Annotated in this window: 21 protein-coding genes and 1 tRNA gene; 11 read left to right on the top strand and 11 right to left on the bottom strand. The window is 40.3% G+C overall.

The annotated features are described in order from the left end of the window. The first annotated feature begins 70 nt into the window (after positions 1-70). Positions 71-1,540, top strand: a complete 1,470-nt coding sequence (guaB, locus tag WD048_06510; protein MEX0811849.1) for an IMP dehydrogenase — start codon at positions 71-73, stop codon at positions 1,538-1,540. Between the two features lie 13 nt (positions 1,541-1,553). After that, positions 1,554-2,594 carry a phenylalanine--tRNA ligase subunit alpha gene (gene pheS / locus WD048_06505; GenBank protein MEX0811848.1) on the top strand — a complete coding sequence of 347 codons (1,041 nt, stop codon included), beginning with the start codon at positions 1,554-1,556 and terminating at the stop codon, positions 2,592-2,594. Between the two features lie 9 nt (positions 2,595-2,603). On the opposite strand, the gene WD048_06500 is transcribed toward pheS, so the two are convergent. The 5 genes from WD048_06500 to gltX all read right to left on the bottom strand — a co-directional run bounded on the left by WD048_06500 (position 2,604) and on the right by gltX (position 6,113). Beyond that, positions 2,604-3,467, bottom strand: a complete 864-nt coding sequence (locus WD048_06500) for a 3-hydroxyacyl-CoA dehydrogenase NAD-binding domain-containing protein (protein ID MEX0811847.1) — start codon at positions 3,465-3,467, stop codon at positions 2,604-2,606. Between the two features lie 20 nt (positions 3,468-3,487). Next, the gene (locus WD048_06495) at positions 3,488-3,718 is read right to left on the bottom strand and encodes a hypothetical protein (protein ID MEX0811846.1); all 231 of its coding nucleotides are present in this window, start codon (positions 3,716-3,718) and stop codon (positions 3,488-3,490) included. 267 nt (positions 3,719-3,985) lie between these two features. Continuing rightward, on the bottom strand, positions 3,986-4,297 hold the full coding sequence (locus WD048_06490) for a type II toxin-antitoxin system RelE/ParE family toxin (GenBank protein MEX0811845.1): 312 nt from the start codon (positions 4,295-4,297) through the stop codon (positions 3,986-3,988). After that, positions 4,282-4,509 carry a hypothetical protein gene (locus tag WD048_06485; protein ID MEX0811844.1) on the bottom strand — a complete coding sequence of 76 codons (228 nt, stop codon included), beginning with the start codon at positions 4,507-4,509 and terminating at the stop codon, positions 4,282-4,284. Before WD048_06485 ends, WD048_06490 begins: the two co-directional genes overlap by 16 nt. A 65-nt stretch (positions 4,510-4,574) precedes the next feature. Then, on the bottom strand, positions 4,575-6,113 hold the full coding sequence (gene gltX, locus WD048_06480; protein ID MEX0811843.1) for a glutamate--tRNA ligase: 1,539 nt from the start codon (positions 6,111-6,113) through the stop codon (positions 4,575-4,577). Positions 6,114-6,300: 187 nt separating this feature from the next. On the opposite strand from gltX, the gene WD048_06475 reads away from it, so the two are divergent. The 7 genes from WD048_06475 (at position 6,301) to WD048_06445 (ending at position 10,160) form a co-directional block, all read left to right on the top strand. Further along, a complete protein-coding gene (locus WD048_06475) occupies positions 6,301-6,915 on the top strand; it encodes a polysaccharide deacetylase family protein (protein ID MEX0811842.1) in 615 nt (204 codons plus the stop codon). A gap of 2 nt (positions 6,916-6,917) precedes the next feature. After that, positions 6,918-7,703, top strand: a complete 786-nt coding sequence (locus WD048_06470; protein ID MEX0811841.1) for a TatD family hydrolase — start codon at positions 6,918-6,920, stop codon at positions 7,701-7,703. 71 nt (positions 7,704-7,774) lie between these two features. After that, a tRNA-Ser gene (locus WD048_06465) sits at positions 7,775-7,862 on the top strand. Positions 7,863-7,924: 62 nt separating this feature from the next. Then, positions 7,925-8,776 (top strand): MotA/TolQ/ExbB proton channel family protein, encoded by an 852-nt coding sequence (locus tag WD048_06460; GenBank protein MEX0811840.1) that lies wholly within the window; start codon positions 7,925-7,927, stop codon positions 8,774-8,776. Between the two features lie 32 nt (positions 8,777-8,808). Next, positions 8,809-9,129: a hypothetical protein gene (locus WD048_06455; protein MEX0811839.1), complete on the top strand. Its 321-nt coding sequence runs from the start codon at positions 8,809-8,811 to the stop codon at positions 9,127-9,129. A 9-nt stretch (positions 9,130-9,138) separates the two neighbouring features. Further along, positions 9,139-9,684 (top strand): biopolymer transporter ExbD, encoded by a 546-nt coding sequence (locus tag WD048_06450; GenBank protein MEX0811838.1) that lies wholly within the window; start codon positions 9,139-9,141, stop codon positions 9,682-9,684. 2 nt (positions 9,685-9,686) lie between these two features. Further along, entirely contained in the window at positions 9,687-10,160 is a 474-nt protein-coding gene (locus WD048_06445) for a biopolymer transporter ExbD (GenBank protein ID MEX0811837.1), read from the top strand. A 73-nt stretch (positions 10,161-10,233) separates the two neighbouring features. Here the strand turns inward: WD048_06445 and WD048_06440 are convergent, their stop codons facing one another. Continuing rightward, positions 10,234-10,842, bottom strand: coding sequence for a superoxide dismutase (locus WD048_06440; protein MEX0811836.1), 609 nt, complete (start codon positions 10,840-10,842; stop codon positions 10,234-10,236). A 145-nt stretch (positions 10,843-10,987) separates the two neighbouring features. After that, the gene (locus tag WD048_06435; GenBank protein ID MEX0811835.1) at positions 10,988-11,428 is read right to left on the bottom strand and encodes a nucleoside deaminase; all 441 of its coding nucleotides are present in this window, start codon (positions 11,426-11,428) and stop codon (positions 10,988-10,990) included. A gap of 103 nt (positions 11,429-11,531) precedes the next feature. Here WD048_06435 and WD048_06430 point away from each other — a divergent pair, with 103 nt between their 5' ends. Both WD048_06430 and WD048_06425 read left to right on the top strand, forming a co-directional pair. Further along, complete coding sequence (locus WD048_06430; GenBank protein MEX0811834.1) at positions 11,532-12,962, top strand: TolC family protein; 1,431 nt, start codon at positions 11,532-11,534, stop codon at positions 12,960-12,962. Further along, on the top strand, positions 12,955-14,226 hold the full coding sequence (locus WD048_06425) for an efflux RND transporter periplasmic adaptor subunit (protein ID MEX0811833.1): 1,272 nt from the start codon (positions 12,955-12,957) through the stop codon (positions 14,224-14,226). The genes WD048_06430 and WD048_06425 overlap by 8 nt, the downstream gene beginning before the upstream one ends. A gap of 32 nt (positions 14,227-14,258) precedes the next feature. Here the strand turns inward: WD048_06425 and WD048_06420 are convergent, their stop codons facing one another. From WD048_06420 to fabF, 4 genes are all read right to left on the bottom strand, one after another. Continuing rightward, positions 14,259-14,696: a DoxX family protein gene (locus tag WD048_06420; GenBank protein MEX0811832.1), complete on the bottom strand. Its 438-nt coding sequence runs from the start codon at positions 14,694-14,696 to the stop codon at positions 14,259-14,261. Between the two features lie 3 nt (positions 14,697-14,699). Further along, positions 14,700-15,470, bottom strand: a complete 771-nt coding sequence (locus WD048_06415) for a sulfite exporter TauE/SafE family protein (GenBank protein ID MEX0811831.1) — start codon at positions 15,468-15,470, stop codon at positions 14,700-14,702. An 11-nt stretch (positions 15,471-15,481) separates the two neighbouring features. Then, positions 15,482-15,811 (bottom strand): YnfA family protein, encoded by a 330-nt coding sequence (locus tag WD048_06410; GenBank protein ID MEX0811830.1) that lies wholly within the window; start codon positions 15,809-15,811, stop codon positions 15,482-15,484. Between the two features lie 72 nt (positions 15,812-15,883). Further along, on the bottom strand, positions 15,884-17,140 hold the full coding sequence (gene fabF / locus WD048_06405) for a beta-ketoacyl-ACP synthase II (GenBank protein ID MEX0811829.1): 1,257 nt from the start codon (positions 17,138-17,140) through the stop codon (positions 15,884-15,886). Positions 17,141-17,149 lie beyond the last annotated feature (9 nt).

Genomic DNA, 17,149 nt, shown 5'->3' with positions numbered 1-17,149 from the left:
GAATATTTAGCGTCCACTGTTTTCACGCTTAGGGCATTATTTTAGTATCTTTGCCAAAAGTTTCTAGAAAATGCTGCTTTCCAACGAAAAATTTGCAGGTGAAGGACTCACCTTTGACGATGTTTTACTAATCCCCGGATATTCAGAAATATTACCCCGAGAAGTAAACATTCAAACCAAGCTCACCAAAAAAATAACCTTGAATGTGCCGCTCGTATCCGCTGCTATGGATACGGTAACGGAGTATCAATTGGCCATAGCTATTGCGCAAGAAGGCGGACTGGGTTTTATTCATAAAAACATGAGTATAAATCAGCAAGCCGAACAAGTGCGGAAAGTGAAGAGATCTGAAAGTGGCTTGATCATCGACCCGATTGTATTGACCATAGATGGTACTATAGGTCAGGCGCTGCGCATCATGAAGGAAAATAAAATTGGTGGAATTCCAATTGTTACCAAAGAAAACCGACTGGCTGGCATCCTTACCAATAGGGATTTGCGATTTGAAAAAGACAATGACAAAAAGATTTCGGAAGTAATGACTTCTGAAAACCTGATTACTGCTCCGCAAGGCACCGATCTTAAAATGGCAGAAGCTATTTTGAAAAAACACCGCATAGAGAAGTTGCCCGTAGTAAATGAAGAAGGGAAATTGGTCGGGCTTATCACCTACAAGGACATTATTAAAGTGCAAAGCTTTCCCAATGCCTGTAAGGATGAATATGGCAGATTGATGGTAGGCGCAGCAGTGGGCGTAACGGCCGATATGTTCGAGCGCATAGAAGCACTTGTGAAAGTGGGCGTGGATGTCATTACCATTGACACCGCACACGGTCATTCAGCGGGTGTCTTGAATTCCGTAAAAGAAACCAAAAAAAGATTTCCAGATTTGGAAGTCATTGCAGGAAATGTTGGAACCAAAGAAGGAGCAAAAGCCCTAGCAGATGCCGGGGCAGATGGCGTAAAAGTAGGCGTAGGCCCCGGTTCTATTTGTACCACAAGGGTTGTTACAGGCGTTGGTGTACCTCAAATAACCGCAATTATAGAAGCAGCCGAAGCCCTTCGCCCATTAGGCATTCCCTTGATTGCCGATGGCGGCATTCGCTATACGGGGGATATTCCAAAGGCGATTGTAGCGGGAGCAGATAGCGTAATGGCAGGATCACTTTTTGCCGGAGTGGAAGAATCACCAGGCGAAACCATCATTTACGAAGGAAGAAAATTCAAGTCATACAGAGGAATGGGCTCTTTGGAGGCCATGCAAAAAGGTTCAAAAGATCGTTATTTCCAAGATGTAGAGGCAGATATTAAAAAATTGGTGCCAGAAGGCATTGTGGGCAGGGTACCGTTCAAAGGTTCATTGGCAGAAGTGATGTACCAGTATGTTGGCGGTTTGCGGGCAAGCATGGGTTATTGTGGTGCTCCTACAGTGGAAAAACTGAAGGATGCCCGATTTGTAAAAATGACAGCAGCGGGATCTAGCGAATCGCATCCACACGATGTTTCCATTACCAAAGAAGCTCCAAATTACAGCAGATAAATAATAATGAATTATGCCTGAAGTGGTTGACCAATTGTTTGAAGAAATTAAAAATCTGGCCAAGGAAGCTGAGGATAAAACAATTTCCAGCCCCGAAGAATTGGAAAAGTTCCGCATTGAATACTTGGGCAGTAAAGGCAAGTTGAAATCCATTTTTTCCAACATGAAGGTTGTGCCGGGAGAAAAGAAAAAAGAATTTGGACTGGCTTGCAATGCATTAAAACAAGGCATTGAAGCCAAATTTGAAAAGCTTCAAAAAGAATTGAAAAAAGACAAATCAGCGAATGCTACTGTTGATTTGAGCTTGCCCGGATACCCGCATAATTTTGGCAGTCTGCATCCGGTCACACTGGTCAGAAACCAGATCGTTGATATATTCAAGCGCATTGGATTTACCATTTCAGAAGGATCGGAAATTGAAGACGACTTCCACAATTTTACGGCATTGAATTTCCCAGAGGACCATCCCGCCCGTGATATGCAGGACACCTATTTTATCAATGAAAATCCGGATATTGTTTTGCGCACACATACCAGCTCGGTGCAGGTGCGTGTAATGGAAAACAGCGAACCGCCCATTCGCACTATTTCACCCGGTAGGGTTTACAGAAATGAAACCATCAGTGCGCGCTCGCATTGTTTTTTCCACCAGGTTGAGGGGCTGTATATTGATGAAAAAGTTTCCCTGGCAGATTTAAAACAAACCCTATTGTATTTTGCCCGTGAGTTTTTTGGCGCTGACACCAAAATAAGGCTGAGACCCTCTTATTTTCCCTTTACAGAACCCAGTGCAGAGATGGATGTGAGCTGTTTTATTTGTGGCGGTGATGGCTGTTCGGTTTGTAAGCACACAGGTTGGGTAGAAATTCTCGGCTGTGGAATGGTAGATCCCAATGTGTTGGAAAACTGTGGCATCGACAGCAAAAAATATACGGGCTATGCTTTCGGAATGGGTGTAGAGCGCATCACCATGCTCAAGTACCAGATCAAGGACATTCGCCTGCTGGCTGAAAATGACCTGCGCTTTTTACAGCAGTTTAGGCAGGCTTTTTAAAGTGCTCTTTTATTTCCCAGAATAATCATAAAAGCCCCTACCACTTTTTCTTCCGTGGTGGCCGGCATGTACTTTCTGCTCTTGAATTCTGCTGGGTCGGAATTTGTCATCGTAATGAAAGGATTCATACATGGAAGTGGTTACGGAGAAATTGGTATCCACCCCGATCAAGTCCATCAATTCAAATGGTCCCATTTTAAAACCACTTGCTTTTAGGAGTTTATCTATTCCCTGGTGGTCAGTTACCTGTTCTTCTAATATTTTAAGGCTTTCCACATAAAAATGCCGCGCAACCCTATTCACAATAAATCCTGGAGCATCCTTTGCATGGACGGGTTTTTTGCCCATTTTTTCTGCCAGTTGAAATACAGTTTCAGCTACTTCTGTGTCGGTACTTGCCCCGGAAATTACTTCCACCAGCTTCATGATGTGTGCCGGGTTGAAAAAGTGCATTCCCACAACCCGTTCGGGATTTGGGATTTGCGCTGCAATTTTAGTAATCGGAATGGAAGAGGTATTGCTGGCAAAGATGCAGTGCTCACCATTTAATTCGTGCATGGTTTTGAAAAAATCAACTTTAGGATCCAGTTTTTCCAAGATGGCCTCAATGACCAGTTCTGCATTGAGGTGGTTTAAATTGCTCGTAAAAACAAGGTTTTTGAAAATTCTCTCCTTGTCCCCGGCACTGAGTTTGCCTTTTTCAATACCCTTATCTGTGTTTTTGTTGATGCTCTGTTCAGCATTTTGCAGTGCTTTGTTTTTGATGTCGAATAAAACGACTTTGTAGCCCGCCTGTGCTGCCAATTGGGCAATACCACTTCCCATAGTACCTGCACCGGCCACTGCAATGGTTTTGATTGAATCTAATGACATGGATTTTCTATTCTGGATTTCTATTCTTTTTTCTTGCCTTTCCCTTTTTTGAATTTTCCTTCCTTGCGGATTTCATCTTCATCATCGCGCTCTTTGAATTTTTTATCAGAAACATTTTTGTTTAAAAATTCATTGAGTTTTTCGGGCGACATATTGCTCACAATTTCGCCAAATTCATTGATATCAACTTTAAACCCTTTTAGGTCTTCGTGAACCTGTGGATCTCCCTTCATTTTCTTTTTCTTAGGCATAGCTTGTTTTTTTAGTTGCTTATTAAAAACACAAATTCTTGCATCATGTTTAGTGATTTTAGTCTAAACTAAATGTAAGCAATACGTCAGAAATAAACTAATTATTGTTTTTGCTTTCTTTTAAAGCATAAGCCTATCATATAACTAAACTGCTTTCTTCCTGATAATCAGATAAAATCTTGTTATCAAAATAGATAATAGGAGCATCGCTCATAGGTGAACTGAGTTCGGAAATTATTTAGTGCACTTAATGCCAAAATTAAGTTTTTACTTTTTCAAGTATATATTGGTTTCAGGATCTTGTCGATTGTCCCAAAAGTTGAGGATTATTATATTTTTAGGATCAACTCTATAGATGATCAAAAAATTATCCATAAATGATTTAGCCCTAACTTTATTATTTGGGTAAATTGTTCTTTTCCCAATTTCTGGATAATAAGAAACCAGCTTTAGCACACTTCGCAAGTGTTTGCGCAACTTTTTAGTATATGTTGTTGATTGATTATGGCTATTCCAATAATAAATAATTTCTCTGAGCTGTAATCTTGCAACAGGTGCCCAAATTAATCTTTTAGCCATTCATCAATATCTTTGTTCATTTGTTCCTGAGTGATAAAATCACCTCTATTCACTTCCTCTTCAGCTTTTTGAATGGATTTGATCTGACTATTTCTAAGTTGAATCACTTCATTTTTGTCTGATTCTTTTAAGACCTTATAGATTTCCCTTAACAATTCTGTGTCATTGGAATTTCTGATTTCTTCGATTAATTTTTCCTTCAATTTAGCCATGCACTAAAAATACTTTAAAAAATTCAAATGCAAAAACACTTAAAAAATCACGTATAGTTGAAAGGTCAATCTTTGCCAGCAATTCCCTCAAAAGCTTCCAGGCCTTTTTCTAACCTGTTGACGGTTTCTTCTTTACCGATCAAAGCTGCCATTTCAAAAATAGGAGGCCCCTGCATAATGCCTGATACTGCTATGCGGATAATGGGAAGCACATCGCCAAACCCAAGCTCATTGTCGTGCATAAAAGTCTTCACGGTTTGTTCAATACTTTCTGCATTAAAGGGGTCGGTTTCTTTGAGTGCTTTGACCAGCTCAGGAAATTTCTCTTTTTTGCCCGGCTTGAATTTTTTGCGGATCATTTTTTCCTCATAAGCATCAGGAGCCTGGAAATAAAACTTGCCCTCTGACCAAAAATCGTTGATGAATACAACACGTTCTACCATTTGCATTACAAATTGCCGGAGAAAAGCATCGTCTTTTTTAACACCATTTTTTTCCAGCACGGGCCTTGCAAGTTCTACCAATGTTTCAGGTTTTTGCATTTTGAGATATTGTTGGTTGAACCATTTGCCTTTCTCAAAATCAAATTTAGCACCTGATTTACCAACCCTTTCCAGTGAGAATGTCTCAATCAGTTCTTCTTTGTTAAATACCTCTTGATTTGTTCCCGGATTCCAGCCCAAAAAGGCCAGCATATTGTTGAAGGCATCGGGGAAAAAACCGCGTTCCTTGAATCCATTGGATTGCTCTCCTGTTTCAGGGTCTTTCCAGTTGAGTGGAAAAACGGGAAAGCCGAGTCGGTCGCCATCTCTTTTACTTAGTTTTCCATGCCCATCAGGTTTTAAGATAAGCGGTAAATGGGCAAAAATGGGTTGTTCCCAGCCAAAAAACCTGTATAGCAAAACATGTAATGGAGCAGAAGGTAACCATTCTTCACCTCTTATAACATGTGTAATTTTCATTAAATGATCATCTACCACATTTGCCAGGTGATAGGTTGGCATACCGTCAGATTTGAACAATACCTTATCGTCCAGTTGGCCGGTATTGAACACTACCCAACCACGAATTTCATCTTCAAAACGCAATTCCTCATTTCTGGGCAGTTTGGCACGAATCACATAGGGTTCGCCATTGTCCAGTCTTTTCTTAACCTCATCGGCAGAAAGGGCGAGTGAGTTTTTCATGTATTGCCTTGAAACGGCATTGTACTGCGGTGAGGGCACATTTTGCTTGCGCATGCGTTCGCGCATTTCTTCCAGTTCCTCGGCAGTATCAAAGGCATAATAGGCATGCCCTGATTCAAGCAATTGCTCTGCATATTGCCGGTATTGGTCTTTGCGTTCCGATTGCCGGTATGGATTAAACTCACCGCCTTTTTCCGGAGATTCATCGGCTTCTATGCCACACCATTTGAGCGATTCGGCAATGTATTCTTCTGCCTTCTCCACATAACGGGTTTGGTCGGTATCTTCAATGCGCAGAATGAAGGTTCCTTTGTTTTTTTTGGCAAACAGGTAATTATACAAAGCGGTACGTACACCACCAATGTGCAATGGCCCGGTTGGGCTTGGCGCAAATCTTACTCTTACATTAGAAGACATTTCTTATTGGGTTTAATTGAGTGGCAAAAATAAGAAAGTATATACGCCTTTGCTATCATTCCCGGAAAAGTCTATTTTCAGGTTATGTTTATGTTGGTTGGCATGAATTATTTTATGTTGTTGTGCCTTTCACATCAAATTTTGATAATTCTAAACCCTTAATTTTACAGAAATTCATTAGCAGGTTTTGAAATGGTATAGCACCCCCGGTATTTTACAAAAAGCATTCCCCTCTGTTTTATGGCGGGTTCCGAGTGAGTCAAATGAACTGTTTTTGACTTTTGACGATGGCCCCACGCCTGAAGTCACAACCTGGGTTTTGGATTTACTAAAAAAACACAATGCAAAAGCCACCTTTTTTTGTTTGGGAAAAAATGTAGAAAGATATCCTCAAATATTTGACCGCATATTAGCCGAAGGGCACAGCATTGGCAATCACAGCTACGATCATCCAAGAGGTAAAGATTGTGACAATAAAATTTACTTTGAAAACATTGAAAAAGCTGCAGATTTGGTAAAAAGTAAATTGTTCCGACCACCTTATGGTAGTTTGAAAATCAGTCAGTACAGAAAATTAAAAAAACAGTATAAAATTGTAATGTGGGATTTATTGTCCTATGACTTTGATCTACAAGTTGATATAACCCAAAGTGCCAATCAATTAAGAAAGAAAGTAGAAAAAGGCTCCATCATTGTTTTTCACGATAGCAAAAAAGCATTCCCACAGCTCAAAAGAATGCTGCCCCAACTTTTAGAGGATTGGAGCAAAGCCTATACCTTTGCAGCACTCAAAGCAGGATAAGAATGAAAACTCAATTGACAGACACACATACACATATTTACGCAGAACAATTTGATGAAGATCGCGATACAGTTATTCAAAGCGCGATAGATCAGGGTATTGATAGATTGTTTATGCCTAATATTGATTCTGGTAGCATAGAAGCCATGTTGGCTGTAGCCAAAAAATTTCCCGACAACTGTTTTCCTATGATGGGTGTTCATCCCTGTTCGGTTACAGAAAACTGGAAAGAAGAATTGGAAATAGCCCGCAAATATTTATTTGACCAAAAAGACATTGACTTTTGTGCAGTAGGAGAAATTGGCCTGGATTATTATTGGGATACTTCTTTTAAAGCAATTCAGAAAGAAGCTTTTCGAGAACAAATTAAATGGGCAAAGCAATTAAAACTGCCCATAGTCATTCATGTACGCGATTCCTTTGACGATGCCATAGAAATAGTTGAAGCGATAAATGACGAAAATTTAAGCGGGGTATTTCATTGTTTTAGTGGCACTAAAGCCGAAGCCGAACGCATTATCGCATTGGAAGGCTTTTATATTGGACTGGGAGGAGTACTTACTTTTAAAAACAGCAAGCTCCGGGAAGAAATAAAAGACATCAGCCTGGAACATATCGTTTTAGAAACAGATTCTCCTTATCTTGCGCCAAGTCCGCACAGGGGGAAAAGAAATGAAAGTGCCTATGTTGCATTAGTGGCAGAAAAGCTTGCGGAAGTTAAGGAGCTTGATATTGCGACAATTGCAGAGTTTACAAATCGCAATTCCAAACATCTGTTTAACAAATAATGACACGATGGATGCAGATTATTTTTTGATTATTGCATTAAAATTTGAATTTTTGTAGCCTTTGTGATACCGGAGAGGTGACCGAGCGGTCGAAGGTGCACGCTTGGAAAGCGTGTGTGCCCCAAAAGGGTACCAAGGGTTCGAATCCCTTTCTCTCCGCAAAATTTTTATTATTTTCACCAAATTAATTGAATTCATTCTCAAACAAATCTTAATCACCAATGAAAAAGCTGTTTATCATCTTAGCTATCTTAGGCATCCAACTCGCCTTAGCTCAACAAATTTTTGCACAGGGCGAAAGCGATACTGCTGCGACAAGTGAAGAAGTTACTGATACCTCCGCAAATGCTGAGGAAGAAGTAATGGAAGAAGAGGAAGAAGAAGCTGCCGCTGCTCCTGTGGCAGAACCAGAAAAACCCGTTGAAGAACAAGTCAGAGGACATCAATTGATCAAGAAATACTTTATTCAGGGTGGTCCTGAATTTATGGGTATCGTTTTGGTCTGTTTGATCCTGGGACTTGCCTTCTGTATTGAGCGTATTATTTCACTGAACCTGGCAACTACCAATACCAAAAAACTACTGGCCAGTGTAGAAAATGAAGTGAAAGCAGGCAACATCGATGGTGCCAAAGAGATTTGCAAATCCAATAGAAGTCCAATTGCAAGTATATTCTACCAGGGATTGGATCGAGTAGATGAAGGAATCGACATTGTTGAAAAATCAATTGTTTCCTATGGTTCTGTTCAAATGGGCTTATTAGAAAGAGGATTGGTATGGATTGCATTGTTTATCGCCTTGGCGCCTATGTTAGGATTCATGGGTACGGTAATCGGTATGATCGAAGCCTTCGATTCTATTGAAGCAGCCGGAGATATTTCACCTTCACTGGTAGCCGGTGGTATTAAAGTAGCACTTTTAACAACAGTATTTGGTTTGATCGTAGCTATTATTCTTCAGATTTTTTACAACTACATCGTATCTAAAGTTGATGGTATCGTTAATGATATGGAAGATGCATCTATAAGCTTTGTAGATATTTTGGTAAAAAACAATGCCGTTAGCAAGAAATAGGCGGGCATTTTTCTCACAGAAAACAATTTAAAATGGTTGATGCAGGATTATATTTAGCTTATGCCCTAATCGGAATTGCAGCACTTGCTTCTTTTATATTTCCCTTGGTTTATGTAGCGCGAAATATAGGAGATGCCAAAAAGTCTCTCTTAGGCGTTGGTGTGCTGCTTCTCGTTTTGGGACTTACATATGCGTTCTCTTCCGGTGAATTTTATTTCAAGGGGATAGAAAAATTTGATATGACAGAAAGTGGTATCAAAAGAGTAAGTGCCGGTTTAAACTCCTTTTATGTACTTGTGGTGATTGCTATAGTTGCAGTAATTTATTCAGAAGTATCAAGTATTTTTAAATAAGCGCTGATTATGGCAAGAGGTAAAAGCAGGATGTCCAATGAGATCAATGCCAGTTCAATGGCTGACATTGCTTTCTTGTTGCTGATATTCTTTTTGGTAACAACTACTATTGATGTGGATAAAGGGATTCTTCATAAACTTCCCCCTTGGACTGAAGAAGAGCCGCCTGAAGCTGAAAGTAATGACAGGAACACACTCGTTGTATTGCTCAATTCATTGGATATGCTTTTGGTAGATGGAGATGAAATGCAGGTGAAGAACCTCAAAGAAACAACCAAGGAATTTATAGAGAATCCTGCCAGCAGACCTGATTTAGCAGAATCGCCTGACAAGGCAATAGTCTCTTTGCAGAATGACAGGGGAACTTCGTATGATATCTATATTCAGGTTCAAAACGAACTGAAAGCTGCCTACAGGGAATTGAGAGACGAGTACAGTATGAGAAATTTTGGGAAATTGTACAAGGATTTGGATTTAGAGAAGCAAAAAATGATTCGAAAGGACATTTACCCAATGAAAATTTCTGAAGCAGAACCTAAAGAAATAGGAGGTTAATTATGTCAAAGTTTAAAAAAGACGAAGGGAGAAAAACCCCTGGAATATCAACGGCCTCATTGCCCGATATTATCTTTATTCTCCTGTTTTTCTTTATGGTTGTGACTGTGATGAGAGAAGTAGAAATTAAAGTTAAAAATGCTTTGCCCAAGGCAACAGAGCTTACAAAGCTGGAACGAAAATCATTGGTAAGTTATATTTACGTGGGGTCGCCCATTGGTAAATATGCCGAACAATTGGGAACAGCTCCGCGTATTCAGCTCAACGATCAGTTTGCTACATTGGATGATATTCCCAATTATGTGGAAAACGAGCGTCAGTCGGTAGATGAGAAATTGCAGCCTGCGATGACTTTCGCCCTGCGCATAGATAAAGAAACCAAAATGGGCATAGTATCAGATATCAAACTTAAGCTGAGAAAAGCTGATGCCTTGAAAATCAATTATTCTTCGCTACCACGAGAAAAGGATCTTTAAGCGTGATTATATATTAATAAAAAGCCCGATTGAATATTCAATCGGGCTTTTTTAATGCTGCAATTGCTAATTTCTATTTAGCAGCCTCATATCTTTTACTGACTTCATCCCAGTTAACAATATTCCAAAAAGCTGAGATGTAATCAGGGCGTTTGTTTTGGTACTTCAGGTAATACGCATGTTCCCAAACATCCAGTCCCAAAATTGGGGTGCCTTTTTCATCTGCCAGATCCATCAGGGGATTGTCCTGATTGGGTGTAGATGTAACAGCCAGCGAGCCGTCTGATTTCACGATCAACCAAGCCCAGCCTGAACCAAAACGTGTAGCTGCGGCACTTGAAAACTTTTCTTTGAATTCATCAAATGATCCAAAGGTGCTTTCAATTGCACTTCCCAGGGCACCTCCTGGTTTTCCGCCACCATTGGGCGAAAGCACTGTCCAAAACAAACTGTGGTTGTAATGTCCTCCACCATTGTTTCTCACACCGGTAGAAAGTTTTGAAACTTCAGCAAGTAGTTTTTCTAAAGAAGTACCTTCATGGTCGCTCCCTTCTACTGCTGCATTGAGTTTAGTAGCATATCCGTTGTGGTGTTTTGTGTGGTGAATTTCCATTGTGCGCGCATCGAAATGCGGTTCTAATGCATCGTATGCATAAGGTAAATCCGGTAATTTAAAAGCCATAACTATTATATTTTTTTGGTTAAACAATTGCTTGAAATATACAAATATTTAATTGGTTCGCGGGTTAAATTTCTTTAAGATATGCCCGCTTTTTATAGGAAAAATTGATATTGGAATAAAAAGGGCTGATAATTTATCAAAACATTCACTGTTCTCTTCTCTCTTTAAAAAACTTTTGAAGCAGCTTTTGAGCAGGGTCAGCTATAATTCCTCCGCTTGTTTTGCAATTGGGCAGCAGTGAAGGTTCGTAATTGCTAAACCCCATTTTTGGATCAGAAGCCGCATATACAAGTTTGCCGAGCTGGCTCCAATGAATGGCAGCAGCGCACATCGGGCAGGGTTCCAAGGTAACATACAAGGTGCAATCTTTCAAATACTTTCCACCGATATAATCACAGGCAGCAGTAATGGCAATCATTTCTGCATGTGCAGTTGGGTCACTCAGCATTTGGGTTTGATTGTGCGCCTTGGCAATAATACTATCGCCATAAGTAATTATGCATCCTACAGGAATTTCTTCCTTTTCATAAGCAATTTGCGCCTGCTCCATTGCTTTTTCCATCCAAAAGACATCTTTATCAGTCATTTTATATACTTATCTGGTTTATTAATTGACAAACATCCCCTTTATTTTTCTTTGTAAAAACAATTGCCTGTATTTTTCCCTTAATTTTGAGAAAAATTTTGATATGCGCAGCCTATTCCTATTTTCAGTATTATACTTTATTACAACAATATTGTCTGCACAAAATACCTGGACACTCGATCGCTGTATAGTTCATGCGCTGGAAAATAATATTGAAATACAGCAAAGTGACCTGAATGTAGAAATGTCTGAAATCAATTTAAAAAGTGCCAAAGCAAATCTACTTCCCGGTATCAATGCTGATGCAGGCTACAATTTAAATTATGGCCGTTCACTGGATCCCACTACCTACGATTTTGAAACACAGCAGATCAAAAACTCGAACCTTTCAATGAGCAGTGGCCTGGATATTTTCACCGGAGGAAATAAGATCAACCGCATCAAGCAAAATCAATTGAATTTAAAAGCCAATAGGCTGCTTAATAAAAATGTACAGAACAATATTGCACTTCAGGTGACTTCGGCTTATCTGCAAATTTTACTGGCTCGTGAAAATTTAAAAACCCTGGAACATCAGCTTGATATTAGTTTAGAGCAATATCGCCAAACCACTAAGATGTATGAAAACGGGGCAGTTCCAGAGGGAAATTTATTGGAAGTAGAGGCACAAATGACCAATGATACTGTCAATATGATACAGGCACAGAATTCGTTGATCATCAGCCTGCTCTCCCTGCAACAATTGCTTCAGATCGATCTCAGTGAAGAATTTGACATTTACTCCCCCGATATTGAAGTCAGTGATCTAAATTATATTGTTTCAAATGATCCTGAGGAAGTTTACCAGATTGCACTGGGCAATCAGCCCATAATTGAAAGCAATACCTATGCAGAAATGAGTGCAGAAAGAGCAGTAAAAGCCGCTAAAGGATTATACTATCCCAGCATCAGGTTAATTGCCAATTTAAGAACCAATCATTCCAGCCTGGGAAAACAACAAAGTGGTACTGAAGTGATTAATAACCCACCGATTGGATATGTGGCCGGCAGCAATGAGACTGTGCGCTCTTTTCAGAATGCAGAAATTCCGATTTTAGAAGACGCTCCATTTTATACACAGTACGATAATAATTTCAATCAAACTGTTGGCATTTCAATGTCGGTGCCAATATTGAACGGATTGCAAACACGCTACAATGTTAAAAATGCTCAACTGCAACTGGAACAGCAAAAACTGGAAAATGCAAGCACACGCAATCAACTGAAAAACGATGTCTATGTTGCGCACAACGATGCCCGTCTGGCATTTCAAACCTATAAGGCAAGGCAAAGAGCATTAGATGCCACACAGCGCTCTTTTGAATATGTAGAAAAAAGGTTTAATATTGGTGCGGCTAATTTATTGGAATACACTACTGCCAAAACCAATTATGCCAATGCTGCTGTCAATCTTACAAGCGCGAAATACGATTATATTTTAAAAACCAAAGTCCTTGATTTTTATCTCGGAAAACCGATCAGTTTAGATGAATAGAAAAAAAATAATTTACGGAGGAATATTGCTGGTAATAGTTTTACTTGTGGTAGCCTATGTTGGCAAGCAATATGGCTGGATTGGCCAGGCTGCTGCCGAACAGGTTACATTTGGAGAAGTGACTAAAACCACTATTGTAGAAACAGTGACCGCAAGCGGAAAAGTATATCCTGAAAAGGAAGTGAAAATCAGCCCGGATGTTTCAGGTGAGATCATTTTGCTGAATTATGAAGAAGGTGATTCGGTTCAAGAAGGCGATTTGCTTTTGCAGATCAATCCTGATATATACCAGGCGGCTGTCAACAGAACAGAAGCGGCATTGAACCAGAGCAAAGCCAATATGGCCAATAGCAAAGCTCGGCTGGCACAGGCCGAGGCAGCACTTGAAAACAGCAAGGCAGAATATGAAAGGAATAAAAAACTCTTTGAGGAAAAGGTGATTTCTGAATCTGAATTTCAAAAAGCAGAACTCTCCTGGAGAAATGCACAGGGCGAAATGACTGCTGCCGAGCAAAGCCTGGAAGCTGCCCGCTACAATATCAAAAGTGCTGAAGCTACTTTAAAAGAAGCCCGAGACAACCTTACCCGTACCAGTATTTTTGCACCTATGGATGGGATTATATCCATGCTTGCAGTTGAAAAGGGTGAACGTGTAGTAGGGACCACTCAAATGGCAGGAACGGAGATGTTGCGCATAGCGGATTTTTCAAATCTTGAAGTGCGCGTGGATGTCACAGAAAACGATATTTTACGGGTAACGAAAGGGGATACTGCACGCATTGACTTGGATGCATATATTGATAGGAAATTTAAAGGAGTAGTCAGCCACATTGCTAGTTCTGCCAAAACAGACCAGGCAATGAGCAATGAGCAGGTGACCAATTTCGAGGTAAAAGTAAAATTGCTGAAAAACTCCTATTCTGATTTGATGCAGCCGGGAAAGCCCTTTCCCTTTAAACCGGGCATGTCGGCAACAGTGAATATTGAAACCAATAAAATAGCAGATGCTATGGCTGTCCCTATTCAATCCGTCACCATTCAGGAGGAAGAAGACGGAAGAATCAGTGAGATTGTGTATGTAGTGGAAAACGGAAAAAGCAAGGTTGTAGAAGTTAAAACCGGCATTCAGGACAACCGCAATATTCATATAAAATCAGGACTGGAAACCGGCATGAAAATCATTACCGGCCCTTACCAAACCCTTACCCGAAAACTCAAAGGCGGAGAAGCAGTAGAGGAAATGGAGCAAAAAGGCAAAGAGTAAAATCTCTTTCTGGATTGTGGTTTAATATCATTTTAATTACTAAATGCACTCAAAACCCTGTCCAATGACCATTTTCCGCCACCTTTAATAATTAAGAAAATGCTGCCCAATAACATGGACCAGTCTGTTCTGCTGCCGTGCAGCATACTCCAAAAACCTTCATCTGCCAGCACCTGTGATTTTGTAGTGGCTATAGCTACCAGCATAATTACAAGAGTTGGTATACTTGATAGTCTTGTAAAGAGCCCAATCAAAAGCAGACTTCCACAAGCTATTTCAAATGTGCCAACAAAACTGCCGAGAAATTCAGGGTTTGGCAATCCGATTTTTTCGAACCTGCCTGCACCGCGAAGGGCTGGAAAAAGAAATTTCTGAATGCCTTCGGATAAAAAAACCGCTCCTACCATTAGCCTGATGATAGTAGTTGCTGCTTCGTTTTTGGTTTGTAATATTTTATGTAGAAAATTCATGTTTTATTTAAAAATTTGATTGTAAATAAGTATCGTGCCACTGATTACCATAAAAGCAATAAGTAGTCTTCTAAAAGTAATGCTTGAAATATTGGAAAGAAATTTTTTGCCGATGATATTTCCGGCAGTAGCTCCAAGCCCCAGGGAAATACCATAGATCCAATTGCTTTCACTCAGCAATCCAAAAAAAGAATAACTGCCGATTTGCGCTATTCCCATCAGGAAAGAATTGGCGGTTTTTGTAGCAATTAATTTTTCTTTATCTAAACCCAGGTTTAAATAAAAGGGATTGAGAATTGGCCCCAAAGCTCCTGTAATTGTTCCTAAAATGGAGACAATCAACCCCAGTGGAATAAAGTACCACAAGTGCATAGTGAAAGTCCTGGACTTTTTGCCAAAGCGATATTGGAATATGGTGCTGATCAGAAATATTCCAATGAAAATCTGAAGGAATTCCAGTTTAAAACTGCTGAATACAAAGGCACCGATATAGGCGCCAATAATGGCCGATGGTGCATAGTACATACAAACTCTCCAGTTGATGTCATTCCAAAAAATAAAGAGCCTTGCCGGTCGGCCAATAAATGTTCCCAGGTTGAGCACCGGGGCAGTGTTTTCTACACCTATTGCGCGATTGAGTATTGGGATCAGCACCAATGCCCCACCTCCACCTGAAATTGTAGATAACACAAAGGCAAGTATTCCTGCCAGAAATAATAGGACAATCAGCCAATAGTTTAATTCATTAAATAGGCTTACAATAGACTCAGGCATTTTAATTGTATTTAACCTCTTGGTGCGTAATAGATTATACAAACCCCGAATAGTGCTATCAATGCGCCTACAATATCGTACTTATCAGGATTAAAACCATCGAACTTCATTGACCATAAAAGCGACATAACAATAAACACGCCTCCATAAGTGGCATACACTCTGCCAAAATCTTGCGGTTGAAAACTTGCAACAACTCCGTACAATGCTAAAATAAAACCACCTAATAGACCGTACCATATTGGTTTATCTTCTCTGAGCCAAAGCCAGATAAGATAACCACCACCAATTTCACAAAAACCGGCAAGAATGAAAAGTGGAATGGATTTCAGTAAAATCATGCTTTTGAAATTTATGGATATAAACTTGCAAAATAGAGAATTCTAAAAGGGATTGGAAACTTGGATAAAAACCTACCCTTCAAGTGCCTTAAAAATCACCGAAGCATTATGCCCGCCAAAGCCAAAAGTATTGCTCAATGCTACTTTTACTTTGCGTTCCTGGGCTTTGTTAAAGGTGAGGTTCAGTTTAGTGTCAATTTCCGGATCATCCGTAAAGTGATTGATGGTGGGTGGAACCGTTTTGTTTTTGATGGAAAGCACACTTGCCAATGCTTCTACTGCTCCGGCAGCCCCCAGTAAATGTCCTGTCATGGATTTTGTAGAACTGATATTGAGTTTATAGGCATGTTCGCCAAAAACTGCCTTTATGGCCTTTGTCTCGCTCAAATCTCCTAAAGGAGTAGAAGTACCATGTACATTGATATAATCTACTTCACCGGCATTTATCTGCGCGTCATCAAGCGCATCGCGCATTACTCTTGCAGCACCTTCTCCTTCTGGATGTGGAGCTGTAATGTGATGTGCATCTGCTGTAAGTCCGGCACCTATGAGTTCAGCATAAATTTTTGCCCCTCTGCGCTTTGCAGATTCATATTCTTCCAAAACAATTGCTGCTGAGCCTTCTCCCAGCACAAAACCTTCGCGGTCTTTATCAAATGGGCGGGAGGCTGTTTTAGGATCGTCATTTCTGGTTGAGAGTGCTTTCATGGCATTAAAGCCACCAATTCCGGAATGCGTTACTGCTGCCTCTGAACCACCGGTAACCACTGCATCTACTTTTCCAAGCCGAATATAATTGTATGCATCAATAATGGCATTGGCCGATGATGCACAGGCGGATACGGTGGCGTAATTCATGCCTTTAAATCCATATTGAATGGAAATATGACCGGGCGCAATGTCCACGATCATTTTAGGAATAAAGAAAGGGTTGAAGCGCGGGGTAAAATCTTGCTGAACATAATTGATCAACTCGCTGTCGAAAGTAGTAATGCCTCCGATTCCCGAGCCCCAAATTACGCCAATCCTGTTTTTGTCAACAGAATCATCCTCTGCCAGTTCAGCATCTTTTACTGCTTCTGCTGCGGTAACCATTGCGAATTGCGTAAAGCGATCCATTTTTCTGGCTTCCTTGCGATCGAGATAGTCTAGCGGATCGAATCCTTTTACTTCGCAGGCAAAATGTGTTTTGAATTTTGAAGCATCAAACAGACTGATTGGGGCAGCCCCACTCTTTCCAGAGCACAGTGCTTTCCAGAAATCCGGTACAGTATTACCCACAGGAGTAATTGCACCCAAACCGGTGACAACAACTCTTTTTAAAGGCATATTGCTCAA

It is taken from the genome of Chitinophagales bacterium (assembly GCA_040877935.1).
Classification (GTDB): domain Bacteria; phylum Bacteroidota; class Bacteroidia; order Chitinophagales; family CAIOSU01; genus JBBDNB01.
The sequence above is the reverse complement of the archived record's forward strand: the minus strand, read 5'-3'. Positions and strand labels throughout refer to the sequence as shown.